Origin of the sequence: Amphibacillus cookii, from assembly GCF_016908375.1 — a bacterium.
GTDB classification, from domain to species: domain Bacteria; phylum Bacillota; class Bacilli; order Bacillales; family Amphibacillaceae; genus Amphibacillus_C; species Amphibacillus_C cookii.
On the sequence record NZ_JAFBDS010000003.1, the window covers coordinates 248,708 to 264,539 of the forward strand.

The window sequence follows — 15,832 nt, forward strand, 5'->3', positions numbered from 1 at the left end:
ATATCACAACATTCGTCACTTGTAACAAATTTGTAACGCTGTGTTTTATAACGTTTATATGCTATAATCAAGCTACCAATTGACGTGAGAGAAATGAGGAGAATGCTATGTTTTCCAGTGAAATAATTGCATCATTCAATGATTTAGAGACATCGATTTACAATTACATTTGTCAAAATAGTGAAAAGGTTGCTTACATGCGGATTAGAGAACTCGCAGATGCCACACATGTGTCAACGGCTACGATTCTACGATTTTGTCGAAAATTAAACTGCGAAGGGTATTCGGAGTTCAAAGCTAAGTTGAAAATGGAATTAAAGAAGAATAAAAAAACATCAATAAAAAGTAGTCAGCACGCTATGTTAGAATTTTTCGAGCGAACTTTAAACACCGATCGAGATCAGCAAATCACTGAAGCAGCTAAACTCATCTTGCAAGCGGATAATGTCATTTTTATTGGTAACGGCAGTTCTGGCATTCTCGCTGAATATGGTGCTCGTTATTTTTCAGGACTAGGTAAATTTTCAACTCACATTAAAGATTTTTCATATCCAATCCATTCCAAACTTAGACAAAATAGTGTTACGATCGCCTTGTCCGTCTCAGGTGAAAACCCATTTACCTTGTCACAGTTAAATCAACTGAAGCAAGAAGGGAGTAAAGTGATCAGCATTACAAATAACAAACTCTCTACCCTTGCAAAAATTTCTGATATTAATATCTCTTACTATATTACTGAAGAATTTTTTCAGGAAACGAACATCACCACACAAGTGCCCGTTGTTTTTATCATTGAATCGATCGCAAGAGAAATTCACCAGTTATGACATTTTTATGATGAGCAAAAGGAGTAAAATTAACAGATGAAAACACTTATTTTTGATGTAGACGACACACTATATGATCAATTATTACCTTTTGAAAAAGCAGTTAATGAAACATTACATATTAATTTAGACAAACCTTTCATTCACGAACTCTATTTAGCGAGTCGCAAATATAGTGATCAAATCTTTGAACAAGAACAGCGGGGTGAATGGTCAACACTGGACTTGCAGATTTATCGGATTCAACAAGCCTGTCTCGATTTTGATATTCAGATAACAACTGAGCAAGCCATAAGCTTTCAGCAAAATTATTTAAAATACCAAAGGCAAATTACCTTATTCCCTGAAATCAAGCAGTTGCTTGATCAGTTAAGTCATCAAAATGTACAATTAGGTGTATTGACAAACGGTAATGCTGATCATCAAACAATGAAGATCGAACAACTTAACCTGAAACAATGGATCAGTCCAAAGCATTTTTTCATATCTGGCGCTATCGGCATCGCTAAACCAAATCCCGATGTCTTCAACTATGTTGAATGTCATTTAACATCCAAACCTTCCGAATGCTGGTATATTGGTGACTCTTACCCCAATGATGTTCATGGCGCTAAACGAGCGGGGTGGCATGTGGCTTGGTTTAATCATCGAAATCGTCAAGTCCCAAATTCTACACTTACCCCCACAGTCACATTCAACGATCCTAAATCAGTCTACGATTTCTTTTCTAAGAAAGCATAGACAGAACGCAATAAACGAACCTTCCATCAGCGGGCGCTTTTGTTCTTCGCCCACTGATGATTAGTTCACCCACCTCAATCGATTGACCTCTGTTCTCTATTTTGAGGGGGTTTTACGGACGGTTAGCTGTGATAAACACCCTGTCTCTTTCTATATTGTCCCATGTTTATACTCCTTACAAAGTGGGAATAGCTTAAATCTCAGCTATAATACAATCGATTAACAAGGTATCATAAGTGTGTACCACACGATTGGGTGCTAGTTATCTTACTATCCGCAAATACAAAAGTTCTTCGAAGGGGCGATCGCTAATGTTTTTGGCTTGGAACGAAATAAAGTATTCAAAAGTTAGGTATTTACTGATCATCGGAGTCTTATTCCTTATTTCATACCTCGTGTTTTTTTTAACTGGATTAGCTTATGGGCTTGCCCAAGAAAATCGGACAGCGATTGACAGCTGGGATGCTGATGGCATTATATTACCAGAAGAGGCAAATGGAAATTTTAACATGTCACTTTTTTCTGCTGAGGAGCTTGACAATATACAAGCAGATGAAAAAGCAATCTTAGGTCAAACCCCCGCTGTCATTGAAAAAGACCAAGAAGATTCAGGTGAGGATCGCCTTGATGTTCGATTTCTAGGCATTGATACCGAACAGTTTTTAACGCCCGATGTCGTAGAAGGACGCTTAGTTGAAAGCAATGGAGAAGTTGTCGCAGATATCAGTTTAAAAGAAGAAAACGGTCTAAATTTAAACGACTCAATTACACTAGTTGGCGGTGAACAAGCGTTTGAAATTGTTGGTTTTATGGAAGATGCTAAATTAAGTGTAGCACCTGTTCTATATACAACAATCGAAGCTTTCCAAGAGGTTCGTTTTGGTGAGCCTGTCTCAGACGATAGTGAGCTAGCAATTAGTGCGATTGTTGTCAGAAGTGAGACAGATGAATTAGATCAGGTAACGATCGATAATGATCAATTAGAATTGATTTCGATTGGTGACTTTATCAATGATTTGCCTGGTTACAATGCTCAACTCCTAACTTTTGTGTTCATGATTAGCTTTCTCATTGTCATTGCCGCAATTGTTATTGGTATATTTATTTACGTCTTAACCATGCAAAAGATAAACATATTCGGGGTCATGAAGGCACAGGGGATTTCCAGTGGCTACATCTCAAAATCAGTTATTGCACAAACATTTTTACTAAGTTTGATCGGCGTTCTTGTTGGACTGCTAGCAACACTTGGAACGGCTCTATTACTACCAGCAGCAGTACCCTTTAGAAGCAATGAACTTTTTTTAATTGTTGTCAGTATGCTCATGATTGGCATTGCTATCCTAGGTGCACTATTTTCCGTACGAACCATTGTAAAGATTGACCCATTGAAAGCGATTAGTTAACAAGGAGGTAAACATATGAAAGCTATAGAATTTATAAATGTAGATCGGGCCTTTAAAGACGGTGATAAAACAGTAAAAGCTTTACAGCCAACCAATTTTTCAATTGACAGAGGACAATTTGTCGCTATTATTGGTCCTTCTGGTTCAGGGAAAAGTACATTTCTTACGATAGCCGGTGGACTACAAGCACCTTCTCATGGTGAAGTTAAAATCAATGGGCAGCGTTTTAGTACAGAATCTGAAAAGAAACGCGCGCAGATTAGATTATCTGAAATCGGATTTATATTACAAGCTTCAAATCTTGTCCCTTTTCTAACGATTAAACAACAGCTTCAATTAGTTGATCGCGTTGATAAAGGTAACGTTAATAGAGAAGAGATAGTGACATTGCTCGAACAGTTAGACATTGAGGATTTACAAAATAAATACCCGAGCGGTATCTCAGGCGGGCAGCGCCAACGTGCGGCTATCGCCCGTGCCTTGTATAATGATCCAACGATTATATTGGCAGATGAACCTACCGCGAGTTTAGACACAGATAAAGCTTATCAAGTTGTTGAAATCCTTGCGCAAGAAACAAAAAAGAAAAACAAAGCAACCATCATGGTGACGCATGACACCCGCTTAATTAAATATTGTGATCAAGTGTTTGAAATGAAAGATGGTGTACTACAAGAAGCTCAACTAACTGCTACAACGTAATCAAAGAGGTTGGGAGATAACTAAATAATGAAATGGCGTATCCGAACATTCTGAACAAAGCGTAGGAAAAACACGTAGACTCCTTGAAAATAAAGAACGATTTTCTTCGTGCGATGTATGACCGACGAGGCTTTCCTTATCCTGTGGGAATAGCACGAGCTGAGGATCCACTGAAAGCGAAGTGTTTTACCGAAGCGCTATATGTATCAGACATTAATGTTCGGATTTTTCTTATCTAGTTACTCTTTTGTCCCAGCGTCTTTTAAATTTTTTATAAGATTAGCGCACCAATCACTCCCTCTTACATTTTCATTACCTGTTAACTACTAAATATGATAAGATCAAATAACGTAGGAGGAGAGAATAATGAATAAAAAAGATATTGCCCACATACGCAAACAGTTTAAACGAGAAAATGATTTACTACATATTAGTGAAATTTTCAATGTATATATTATGAAAGAATCTAGTGAAATTTATCACCAGGTAAGTCGACCTTTTTCAATCCTTGACCAAGACGAACAAGAATTGTTTTTAGCTAATTTTAAAAAAGTATTAACCGGTTCACTAGATGAAAAACTATTTGAGTTGAAATTCCAAGCCGATTTAGAAGATTCCAGTCAACTGATCTTGCATCAAGCCTTACTTGCTAACGAGGGGGGGCATTGGCAAGAACAGATGCTTAAGCTTGTAGAAAAGATGTTGAATGAGCGTGAATATGACATGGATATTGTTGTCACCTTTATCAAAGGAGACTATTTAAAACCAATCAAAAAACGTAATGATGAGACTGAAGAAAGTGACCGTGACGCGGTCTATTCGCATAACTTTATCCTTTGCACCATTAATAAGACACAAGATCCTAAAAAAGAATTGTTATTTGATTATGTTGAAAAACAGTTTAAATACAATGTGATTGTTGATCCAATTATCAACTTAAAAGCACCGATTGGTGGATTTTTGTTCCCTTGCTTTATCGACCAAGCATCAGATGTCAATCACATTCTTTACTCCGCACCGAAGGCAAACGAACCCGATCCAGACTTTATTAACGACGTTCTTAATGCGGAGGAATCCACCACGGCTCAAGAAGATAAAATTATCTTTGAAGAGATTGTCAGAGATGCAGTTGGGCATCAACTGAACACCTCAACGCTCGCGAATGTCTATCAAGAAGTTCACCGTATCGTTGAAGAAAACGAAGCAGAAGACGACACACCTAAATTAGACTATAAAGACGTTGAACAGGTGTTAAAGCACAGTGGCATTGAAACCGTTGATCATGAGAAGCTTCAGACGGCATTCCAAAATGTTGTTGATAATGATCAATACGAGCTAAAAGCAAAGCATATTGTACCCAAATATAACTCAAAATCGATTAAAATTAATACAAAGGTAGCTAATGTTGCGGTTAGTCCAGAAGATTTACGTTTCGTTAAACAGATTCACTTTAGTGGCAAACGTTATTTAATGATTGAGGTTGAAGAAGATACTGTCATTGATGGGTTTACTATGATTCCAGAGGTGTTTGGCGAGAAGAGTGAAGACTAATATTCGTATGATTTTGCGTTTCACTTGTGATTGATTTGTGTCAGTCAACCCTGCACATAGAAAGGCGCGTGATGCCATGCATATAGAAAAAATTAAGTATTTTATTGATCTTGTCAAATGTCGAAATTTCACGGAAACGGCAAAACTCAATTATGTCTCACAAACCACTATTAGTCAGCAAATCGCTTCACTCGAAAAAACATTTGGGGTAAAGTTAATTGATCGGAATCAGATACCCATTGAGCCAACCCAAGCCGGTTGGGTATTTTATAATGAAGCAAACATACTTTGGAAGCAATACAACCATATGAAGGAAAAAATCAATCAGCTCCAATACGATCAGCGTCATGTGCTTAATATTGAGTATGCCACGTTAACAGATATTCAAGGCGTACTTCAGTTTATCCCAAGCTTTAAACAAAAGCATCCAAACATCGAGCTTAAACTAAATAAAGTCCCTTTAAAAGATATTGCTACCTTTCTCGAAAAGGGGCTTTATGATCTTGCTATTTCGGTTAATTCCGAGTTTTACGGAAAAGAAAAGGTTGCGACCTGCCCACTATATAGCGGTAATTACTGTGCCGTTGTTAGTCGCAATCATCCGCTTTTCCACCATGAAACACTGACGAAAGCTGAACTTTATCAGCATCCTTTAATTATGTTAAATTCAAATACTATTGGTAACTCTTATGACTTAATGATTCAACATGCCATCGAAGACGGTTACCAACCTCATATCGTGCATACCGTTGAGGATGTAGAAACCGAGCTTTTCCATATTGTCACCGACAATGTCATTGGCTTCTTACCAGATAATTATTTATTAAACTATCCAAAAGAAGACATACGACTAATCGCCATTAAAGACACTCATCATACCTACCAAATTCAAATAGGGTATTTAAAAGAAAATACAGATCCAGCTTTAAAACACCTTATTAAAGCCATTCATCATTGGTTTTCGCAATAGGTCATTTGTTTTTTCTATTAGATTTTGTGCATTTTTTCACATATACTATGAGTAACAAATGTGAAAGGGTGAACAAAGAATGGGTAAATTACTATTAACCGGTGTGGATGGCAATTTGGGAAGACAAGCTGCAGAGGATTTATTGAAAATCGTTAATAAGGATCAAGTGATCTTATGTGGATATAATCCTGAAGCGTTAAAATTTTTTGCAAAACAAGGGATTGAAACACACGTGACCAATTTCAATCAAATTGACGGGCTAAAAGAAGCATTTTCTGAAGCGGACAAGCTCGCTCTTATTTCCATGCCTTTCGTTGGTCAAAAACGGCAACAGGCTCACAAAAATGTTGTCGATGCTGCCAAAGCTGCTGGTGTTAAGCAGATCATTTATACGTCTCTTGTTAATGCTGCCGATCAATCGAATCCAAGCGTGGAAAAAATTGATCACATTTACACTGAAGATTATATTAAACATATTGGATTAGATTATATTTTCTTGCGTAACTCACAGTATGCCGAAGCAATGATTACAAATTACTTCACCTATGCCAAAGGGGACGGCGTACTAAAAAATAGTCAAGGCGATGGAAAAATGGCTTATATTTCACGAAAAGATTGCGCAAAAGCGGTTGCCCACGCACTCGCTGCAACAGACTATCATGAAGCTATCCTTAATATCAATGGACCAGAACTAATGACAATGACAGCGTTTATTGCGATCGGCAACAAAGTAACTGGACATCATGTGACGTATAAAGAAATTACCGATGAAGAAAACTATCAGATTTTTGATGCGATGGGCGTCCCTCGAACAACTGACGGAACATTCAAAGATGGTTCGGAGGCTCCATTCTCCTCAGAAGGGATGGTAACCTTTGCCCAAGCGATTCGATTAGGGAAAATGGATACCTTTACTGATGACTTTAACAAACTAACCGGACAAAAACCACTGACTGTGGAGTACATGTTCAGACATGCCAATGACTTTCAAGTTGGGGAACGTCATTCAATGGATGATTAATATGACTGAATACAAAGCGCATTTGCTAATTTAAAGCAGATGCGTTTTTTCTATGGGTTAATAGGCAGGATCTTATATTAACGAACATTATGGAGAATTAGATTAAAAAAGTTCGTGAAATGCATTGACGAAAATTGTCTAATAATGATATAAATAATACTATTAGTTTTTACATCCAATATGTTCTTAAGGAGGGGCTTATCGTTTTATCGAATGATAACAATCAGATTAAAAAATTAGCAGATGATATTTATCAAAATCCAGAGTTAGGTTATAAAGAAACCAAAACAAAGGCTACAGTTATTAAATTTTTAAAGCAAATAAACCCCAATATTGATTTGGAGTACTTTAGCACAACCGGATTTAGAACACGTTTAGGTGATGCAAAGTCACTTCATATCGCTTTCATTGCTGAGCTTGATGCCGTTTATGCACCGACACACTTTAAAGCGGATCCCAGCAATGGCGCCGCTCATAACTGTGGGCATTATACCCAAGTCGCTATTGCACTCGCGTTATACCAAGAGCTTTTTCAAACAAAAGCATACGAATCATTTGATTATCAACTATCTTTTATCTTTGTTCCGGCCGAAGAATATTTAGATTTAGGCTATAGAGAGCAATTACGACATGAAAAAACAATCCATCATTACGGCGGAAAACCAGAAGCGATGCGATTAGGCGTATTTGATGATATTGATGCAGCCATTTGTGTACATGCGATCGGCGGTGAATTTGAAAAACGTACGATTGAAATAAATTGCGATTTAGCGGGTTTCCTTTACAAGAAATATGATTTCCAAGGAGAGGCTTCACATGCTGGCTTTGACCCATTTTCGTCTGTAAATGCCTATAATATATCCACATTGTTTAATACTGCGATTGGACTATCGCGACAACAACTTGATGAAAAAGAAATGGTAAGAATCAATCCGATTATTATTGATTCAGATATGTCAACAAATGTCATTCCTAATCGAATTACTGTTGGTACGGATCTTCGAACACAATCGATCACTTACATGCAAGAAGTCGCCAAACGCTTAGACAACGCAGCTTATGGTTCCGCCCAAGCTTTAAATGGTAAAGTAGCTATTAACACAGAGATGGGATACTTACCTTTCAAACAAGATCGCTATTTATCAAGTTTTGTCGCAGATGCGTTTAATAAAAACGATCAGATTGAAGCGATATTAAATAACAATGCAATTAGTGCAGCAGGTGATATTGGCGATCTCTCTTACATGATCCCATGCATCCAAATTGGCTATAGTGGATTTACTGGTACGATTCATGGTGATGATTTTATTGATATTGATCCTGAATTTATATACGGAATTTTCCCAAAATTCTTAAATCAGGTCCTTCAAGAAATGAACGGTCATATCGATCGAAACAAATTATATAAAAAGAGTTACACCGATTATTTACAGTTAATTAATCAAATTTAAGAAAAGGGAAAGGGGATAAACAGATGAAACGTCAATTAATTTTTTTATTATTATTTGTTCTTTTTGTTATTACAACAGCTGAATGGATTGGCTTCCAAAATATTACGATCGGTGCCATCACCATTACTTTGCTGCCACTTGTATTTGCCATTTTAATCACCATGGTATTGGGGATGAAATTTTTCAGGCAAGGGTTTATGAAACAAATTTATAGCAAAGCAAACGTTAGCTTTGCCAGTAAGTATCTTATCTTTATTATGCTACCCTTAATGGCGAGATATGGAGCAGATGTGGCTCCACAAATTAATGATATCCTTCAAGTAGGCTGGGTTTTTATCATTCAAGATTTAGGTAATCTAGGAACAGTCCTGATTGGTTTACCTATCGCGGTTTTCATTGGACTTCGTCGCGAAGCTATTGGAGCTACCTTAGGGATTGGACGAGAGGGAGAGCTCGCTTATATATCAGAGAAGTATACATTAGAATCTAAAGAAGGGCGTGGCGTACTATCCATTTATATCATCGGTACACTTTTCGGCGCATTATTTTTTAGTATTTTCGCCCCTATTTTACTCGATCTTGGCTTACGACCAGAAGCTTTAGCGATGGCATCTGGCGTTGGATCAAGCAGTATGATGACAGGTGCTTCATCAACATTAGTCGCACGATTACCTGAAATGGAAAGTACGATTCTCTCTTATGCTGCAGCGAGTCAATTGTTAACAAGTTTCTTAGGCACTTTCACGATGATCTTTCTTGCTGTTCCGCTTCAACGATTTATGTATAAAACCTTAGTCAGAGGTGATCAATCATGACCGAAAAACAAGGGCTACCTTCATACGTGAAATACGCACTCATTCTATTATTAAGCATCACACTGATTCTCTTTACTCAAAGTATTAAACTCGTTTTCAATCCAGCGAGTACACCGGTTAATAGCATGACGATTGCAGGACTTGCAAGCTTGTGGCTCTTCTCTGTGATTGGGATTGGGATATCCCAACTTCTTAACAAAACCCATATTGCAGTGCTGAAGAATTTCCCTATACTCGGATGGGTTTCCATTACTTCGCTTGTCATGTGTCTTCTTTTCGACTTTTTCGTAACCGCTATTCAAGCCGTTGACTTTCTATCGATAACCACACCGATTTTAACTTTTGCCGGCATTTCAGTAGCTGACCGCCTCGTTGATTTAAGAAGAACATCTTGGAAGGTTGCGATTGTAGCGGTCTTTGTATTTATTGGTACCTATTTAGGAAGTGCATTACTTGCCCAATTCGGATTAATGGTATCAGGAAATTGATTAAACAAACATGTGAAATAACAGTCAGGCATGATGATGTGCCTGACTGTTAATCTTTATTTCATGATGATGATAACCGCGCAAATATTGGGCTTGTTTGCTGTTAGCCAAATATCCCTTAATTATCTATGGGTTGACAGATATGAAACCTTGATCATGCAGCCATCCCCTGTTCTTCTTTCACTAATTTCTTATCGTATGCTTTGATAAATGGATAATAAATAAGGAAAGCCGCCGCCACACATATAAATGCTACAATGGCTGCCCGCCAATCTCCACCTGTACCAATATATGCGCCAATACCTACTGGTGATGGCCAAGGTAACAACGCAATAATCGGGTTAATCCATTCAAGTGTAATTGCAAAATAGGCAATTGATGCACTGACCATTGGTGCTAAGAAGAATGGAATCGCTAAAAACGGATTGTAAATTAACGGAAGACCAAAAATAATCGGTTCATTAATATTAAATAGGGCGGGAATCATTGCAGCTTTTCCAATTGCTTTTAATTGTTCTGATCGTGCTAAAAAAGCAATAAAGAATGTAAGGACTAATGTTGCACCTGAACCACCTACGGTAACATAAGCATTGTTAAACTCACCAGCTAGCGGAATGTTTGCACCGGCAGCATTTGCTGCTAAATTCGAAAGTGTAATCGGAGTAATTAAAGCAAAAATAATATTGGCCCCATGAATCCCAACTAACCATAGTGCATGTACTAAAAAATAGATAACCATAATACCCAACCACGTATTAGTTAGATTGGTTACAAAACCAAACGGCACTTGAATGATCTGGAATACGTCTGTGTTAAAGATAACGAGAACACCATTAATAATGAGCACAACAAATGCTACAATAAATGCAGGAATTAATGCTGTAAAGGCACGCGAGACACCTGAAGGGACTTCTTCTGGCAACTTAATTACCCAATTCCTACTTACACATAGCTTATATAAATTGACTGCAATGATCGCCATTATAATTCCGGTAAAGATACCCACTGTACCTAGACGCTCAACACCATCAGCGCCAATTCGCCAACCATTAATAATATTTGTATCGTCTGTTATTTCACTGACACGCGTCACCACGCCATTTTCAAATATCAGTTCAGGAATGGTCATAAAGAAAGCAAACATGGATAGAAGCGCACCATTTAATCCACTCATATTTAAATCTTCTTCTTCAGCAATGATTTTGGCATACTCATAACCTAAACTAATATTAAAGTATAAAGCCAATAAACCCATGGTTGTCGCATTAGCTAGCATGTATAAATCACTGAATCTAAAAAACGATGCATCGAAAAAATTCTCCAAGAATGGAAAGGTTAAAGGTAAGACATTAAAGACTAAAAACATAGAACCTACGATAGTAAAGGGGATCGAGGCCATCCCAGCGCCCATAATACCACGAACGACTTTATATTGTGCCACCTTACCTAATGGTCCCATCAGATATTTTTCTAGCATGCCGAACAGTTTATTATTTTCACTTCCCATATGACCCACTCGCTTTCATTGATTTTTTAAAGTTAAGAAACAGCTTATATCCCCGGTCATGATTTAGATGAATAGCTTTTATCTTTTTCAAACACAGTAAACTTAGCGTCATTCCTACGATTAAAACCGTTATTGTTCCTAATACACCATACAGATTGACATTCATAAACGGAAAGGTGATTGAAAACGTAAGTGAATGAATAGCTAGACTGATTAAAAATCCATTAACCACTAACTGTGCAACAAAGTAAATCGACGTCTTTTTAAGCGTGCCCCCCTCTGGTTGACTATATAATTTTAATAACTCTTGTATAGGCAATAAAGCTAAGAAAAGCATAATTAACGGGATCACCATCACAATTGATCGACTGGGTAACATAAATATAAACCAGTTTAAATTAGCGAAGAAAAAACCAGCTATCGTATAGCGTAATAAAATATAGCGATTATACTTCATATGTTTAAGAGCCATCTTTTCTCTAGCTACCACGTTATCTCTCCCCCTCTAATTTTTGGTACAAGATCATCATTTCTAATGCGACTTCCCTTAATGTCATTGTTGTCATTAGATGATCTTGAGCATGAACCATAATCACCTCTATATTAATTTCTACACCATTCGCGTACTCATGTAATAAATGGGTTTGAATGCTATGCGCTTTAACTAAACTGTCATTTGCTTGCTCTAGTTTCGTTCGTGCCTCGATAAAATCCGCCTCTCTCATCGCCTTAAATCCTTCATGGACTAAGGTGCGTGCTTCACCACTATTTAAAATGATTTGAAATGCAATTTCTTGAATTTTTGTTGAATCCATTTTAAGTCCCCTTCACTCTGTTAATTGTAAAATGAGTTTCTGTCTAAAACCGGCAAAATCTTTAGCTTTAATAAGCTCATGTAGTCTATCATCATCTTCAATGAGGGGTAAAAGCATTTTACTCACCTCATCCAATTGATGCTTCCCTAAGCGGTCAGGGAGCATGAGCATGGTTAATTTTATATCTTCATGTGTTTCATCCCAACTCATCCCGTTTGGAGTGATTAAGATCGCAACATACGGGTGATTGCATATACCCTCTAATGGATGGGGAATAGCTACGTAGTCTGAGAATACAACAGTACTAAAACGTTCTCTAAGTTTAAGCTGTCTTTTCAAAAAGGCCTTATTAATACTCTGGTCAAGTTTGATGCTCTGATTAATTAAAAACTCAATCGCTTCTTCTCGATCCGTCACTTGTTCCGATATCATAAATAATTCTGAATGAAAGTACCTATCGACCAATGGAGTGACACACTTCGAATCAACCCCTAATGATGGATTGGTTTTCTTCATCATCTTTGTATGTGTGCCTATCACTTGATTAATGGCTTTAATATCTTTATCATTTAAAAGCACACTCACGTTGACAACAGGGATCTTAAAAACAACATTGGATAAATCAATAGATGATACAATCAAATCGATGTTTTTCAAAGATAAATCATTGATTTGATAATAACTAATTACATCAACAATATTTAACTTTGATCTAAATTCATTTTCCAATCGCACTTTTAACATTTGTGAACTACCTAAGCCCGTCGCACAAATGACGAGTGTCTCCATTTTTTTCTCAGCCACATTTCTTTCCATTGCTGCAATAACATGTAAAGAAATATATGCCCACTCATCATCTGAGATCATAAATTGATTTAAGCCTGTCATTTCAGAAAAGTGTTTCTTTGTCAATTCAAACACAGCTGAATACTTTGCTTTAATCTCATCCAATAATGGATTAGCTAAGGCATTATTGTTTTTCAGGCGTGTTAAAAAGGGTGAAAAATGATCAATTAGCCCATTTAGCAAAATCTGGTCTTCAGCAAGGGGCACCTCAGATTCTATTTCCATTCGTCTTATTACATCGATGATTTTGTCTTTTATTGTTTGTATTTCTGCATCAATTGCACTAAAATCACTCTTCGCACGTTTATTTTTTAAATGAAGAGCGATATTATAAATCTCTTCATCAGGTAATTCCAGAGATGACCGCTTCCGTAAGCGATTGACTATTTTGATAGCGGCTTGATATTCATTCACGTTACTTTCCGGATTAAAAGAGGGATCAAAATTAATTTGATACCCTTCTTCCACCCTTTTTAAAGCTAGAGCAATGTGTGTAACGATATTTAAAATGACCGTATCACTTAATGTCAAATTCGCACTTCGACACTCATCTATCACAATCAATAAGATTTCTTCTGAACTAATCGTAGTTAATAACTTAGATATTTCACCAAGAGATCTCAAATTATTTTGCAAACGTTCAACAAAGAAGTAATTCATAATAAAATGACGTTTTTTCTGTTCCTCTCCAGTAATATAGATCCCTATTTTTTTACTCGTTTTTAAGGATAAATCATAGGGAGTTAATTGCCTGTTTATATCTTTTAAATCATTGAGTAACGTAGAGTGGGCAATCGCCAATTCAATGAGAATTTCATCTATAAAAAGAGCTTCATCTTCAAAGAATATCTTTTTTAAAATCACATACTGACGGTCTTTAGATTGTTCTATTGACGTAATATCTAGTTTTTCCTCTAATGCTTGCTTATTTCGTTGATAAAAATCGATGAATGCTTTTTGATCATAGACTTTAAGAATAAAGCCATGTCCTGGTACAGATATAACCTCAGCAACTTCATCATCAAGCCAGCTATTGAGTTGCCTAATATACTTACGGGCGGTTTTTTCTGTTACACCTAAATAATGAGCAATCGTTTTACTTTTTAAATAATAAGCACCGTGTTGATAGAAAAAATCTAAAATTGATAATTCTTTTTGATTGAGCACATTCATCCAACCTTTTTTAGATATTATCTTCAACTAATTTTGCCATTTTTTCAATGCCCATTAGAATTGGAACATATGCCTGAGGTGGAATATTAACAATTGGCTTTCCTGTTTTATTGGCTGCTTTTTCTAGACTATTAAAATACATTTTTGTTTGTGGGCTGACCAAATATAGATCAAACTCATCTTTTTCTATCATCTTAGCTCCTTGTGCTTGGCTAGTTGCATCCAATTCAATTTTCTGACCATGACTTTGCAGATAATCTGTGGTTTTTTTGGCGATTAAAGATGAAGACATACCTCCTGCACAAATGATTAAAGCTTTCTTCATTATCTTTCCCCCTCCTTTCTTGTAGTTAATTCCACTATAAAATAAAGCGCTTACAATTAATAGATAACGAATTACCGTTGCGTAACGGTCTTCTCATAGAATATGTTCAGTCTATATTTCCTTGTCTTTCCAAGAAAAAATAATCGGCCCGTATATCTTTTAAACAATGACACAAACTAAAACTGCTCCCATACATATGCAACAACTCGTATTGAACCAATTAATAATAAATGAGGTGTAGTGAATGATTTTCGACTGTATTATTGTAGGTGGTGGACCAGCCGGATTAAATGCGGCGCTCGTGTTAGGGCGTGCAAGACGAAAGGCAATAATGTTTGATGATAAACAACCAAGGAATTTCGTAGCCCATGCTTCTCACGGTTTTATTACTAGGGATGGTGTTTCACCTAAAGGCTTCAGAAATTTGGCACAGCTCGATATTGATAATTATCCATCAATTGAACGAAAAGACGAAACGATCGTTAGTATCACGCCAACCGATTCAACCTGTTTTACTTTAGAAACAACGCATGGACAAACCTATACGAGTAAAAAGGTTATTTTAGCTACCGGTCTAAAAGAAACTTTACCTAACATAAATGGGATTAAGGATTACTATGGGGAAAGTATATTTAGCTGTCCTTATTGCAATGGGTGGGAACTAAGAGACCAACCCCTCGTATTCATTTCTGAAAAGCAAGATGCAGGACATATGGCAAAGCTTATTTACCATTGGAGTAAAGACTTAATCGTCTGTACCAATGGAACCAATAACTTACCAAAGGCAGATGAACAAAGCTTGCAAAAAAAAGGCATCAAAATCCAAAAAGATCAGATTATTAATTTAGTTGGTGCAAAAGGACAATTAGAGAAGATTATTTTTAAAAGTGGGATAGAACTGAATAGAAATGGTGGCTTCGTATCAACAGACCCAAAACAGCCAAATGGATTAGCTGTTGAGTTGGGTTGTCAATTGAATCAAGATGGTGGCATAGTTGTTGATCAATTAGGGCGAACAAACGTTGATGGTATTTATGCTGCAGGTGACAGCGCGATTGTCAATCCGGCAAAATTAATTGTTGCAGCCGCTCACGGTGTTCGCGCAGCAATGGGCGTCAACAGTGATTTAACGACAGCATGCTTCCAATAACTTAACTGGAGTGATTGAACATTGATTTCAATCACTCTTTTTAA

At 36.9% G+C, this 15,832-nt stretch carries 16 protein-coding genes; 11 read left to right on the top strand and 5 right to left on the bottom strand.

What is annotated here, in order from left to right; translation table 11 throughout:
- The first annotated feature begins 107 nt into the window (after positions 1-107).
- The 10 genes from JOE23_RS06360 (at position 108) to JOE23_RS06405 (ending at position 9,972) form a co-directional block, all read left to right on the top strand.
- Positions 108-827: a MurR/RpiR family transcriptional regulator gene (locus JOE23_RS06360; protein WP_204436680.1), complete on the top strand. Its 720-nt coding sequence runs from the start codon at positions 108-110 to the stop codon at positions 825-827.
- Between the two features lie 36 nt (positions 828-863).
- The gene (locus tag JOE23_RS06365; protein WP_204436681.1) at positions 864-1,568 is read left to right on the top strand and encodes an HAD family hydrolase; all 705 of its coding nucleotides are present in this window, start codon (positions 864-866) and stop codon (positions 1,566-1,568) included.
- A 311-nt stretch (positions 1,569-1,879) separates the two neighbouring features.
- On the top strand, positions 1,880-2,974 hold the full coding sequence (locus JOE23_RS06370; protein ID WP_204436682.1) for an ABC transporter permease: 1,095 nt from the start codon (positions 1,880-1,882) through the stop codon (positions 2,972-2,974).
- Positions 2,975-2,989: 15 nt separating this feature from the next.
- The gene (locus JOE23_RS06375) at positions 2,990-3,676 is read left to right on the top strand and encodes an ABC transporter ATP-binding protein (RefSeq protein WP_204436683.1); all 687 of its coding nucleotides are present in this window, start codon (positions 2,990-2,992) and stop codon (positions 3,674-3,676) included.
- 366 nt (positions 3,677-4,042) lie between these two features.
- Positions 4,043-5,227 carry a DUF4317 domain-containing protein gene (locus JOE23_RS06380; protein WP_204436696.1) on the top strand — a complete coding sequence of 395 codons (1,185 nt, stop codon included), beginning with the start codon at positions 4,043-4,045 and terminating at the stop codon, positions 5,225-5,227.
- A 76-nt stretch (positions 5,228-5,303) separates the two neighbouring features.
- Positions 5,304-6,197: a LysR family transcriptional regulator gene (locus JOE23_RS06385; protein WP_204436698.1), complete on the top strand. Its 894-nt coding sequence runs from the start codon at positions 5,304-5,306 to the stop codon at positions 6,195-6,197.
- Between the two features lie 79 nt (positions 6,198-6,276).
- Entirely contained in the window at positions 6,277-7,218 is a 942-nt protein-coding gene (locus JOE23_RS06390; RefSeq protein ID WP_204436700.1) for an NAD(P)H-binding protein, read from the top strand.
- A 200-nt stretch (positions 7,219-7,418) separates the two neighbouring features.
- Positions 7,419-8,669 (top strand): M20/M25/M40 family metallo-hydrolase, encoded by a 1,251-nt coding sequence (locus JOE23_RS06395; RefSeq protein WP_204436897.1) that lies wholly within the window; start codon positions 7,419-7,421, stop codon positions 8,667-8,669.
- 23 nt (positions 8,670-8,692) lie between these two features.
- The gene (locus JOE23_RS06400; protein WP_204436703.1) at positions 8,693-9,484 is read left to right on the top strand and encodes a DUF3100 domain-containing protein; all 792 of its coding nucleotides are present in this window, start codon (positions 8,693-8,695) and stop codon (positions 9,482-9,484) included.
- Positions 9,481-9,972, top strand: coding sequence for a hypothetical protein (locus JOE23_RS06405; RefSeq protein WP_204436705.1), 492 nt, complete (start codon positions 9,481-9,483; stop codon positions 9,970-9,972). Before JOE23_RS06400 ends, JOE23_RS06405 begins: the two co-directional genes overlap by 4 nt.
- A 154-nt stretch (positions 9,973-10,126) precedes the next feature.
- On the opposite strand, the gene celB is transcribed toward JOE23_RS06405, so the two are convergent.
- Genes celB through JOE23_RS06430 form a run of 5 tightly spaced genes read right to left on the bottom strand, consistent with a single transcriptional unit; the run spans position 10,127 to position 14,638 of the window.
- The gene (celB, locus tag JOE23_RS06410; RefSeq protein WP_204436707.1) at positions 10,127-11,479 is read right to left on the bottom strand and encodes a PTS cellobiose transporter subunit IIC; all 1,353 of its coding nucleotides are present in this window, start codon (positions 11,477-11,479) and stop codon (positions 10,127-10,129) included.
- On the bottom strand, positions 11,469-11,969 hold the full coding sequence (locus JOE23_RS06415; protein WP_204436709.1) for a hypothetical protein: 501 nt from the start codon (positions 11,967-11,969) through the stop codon (positions 11,469-11,471). The genes celB and JOE23_RS06415 overlap by 11 nt, the downstream gene beginning before the upstream one ends.
- A 1-nt stretch (position 11,970) precedes the next feature.
- Positions 11,971-12,294 carry a PTS cellobiose transporter subunit IIA gene (locus JOE23_RS06420; RefSeq protein WP_204436711.1) on the bottom strand — a complete coding sequence of 108 codons (324 nt, stop codon included), beginning with the start codon at positions 12,292-12,294 and terminating at the stop codon, positions 11,971-11,973.
- Between the two features lie 12 nt (positions 12,295-12,306).
- Positions 12,307-14,307: a PRD domain-containing protein gene (locus JOE23_RS06425; protein ID WP_204436713.1), complete on the bottom strand. Its 2,001-nt coding sequence runs from the start codon at positions 14,305-14,307 to the stop codon at positions 12,307-12,309.
- A 16-nt stretch (positions 14,308-14,323) separates the two neighbouring features.
- Positions 14,324-14,638, bottom strand: a complete 315-nt coding sequence (locus JOE23_RS06430; RefSeq protein WP_204436714.1) for a PTS cellobiose transporter subunit IIB — start codon at positions 14,636-14,638, stop codon at positions 14,324-14,326.
- Positions 14,639-14,882: 244 nt separating this feature from the next.
- On the opposite strand from JOE23_RS06430, the gene JOE23_RS06435 reads away from it, so the two are divergent.
- Positions 14,883-15,788, top strand: coding sequence for an NAD(P)/FAD-dependent oxidoreductase (locus tag JOE23_RS06435; protein WP_204436716.1), 906 nt, complete (start codon positions 14,883-14,885; stop codon positions 15,786-15,788).
- Positions 15,789-15,832: the final 44 nt, after the last annotated feature.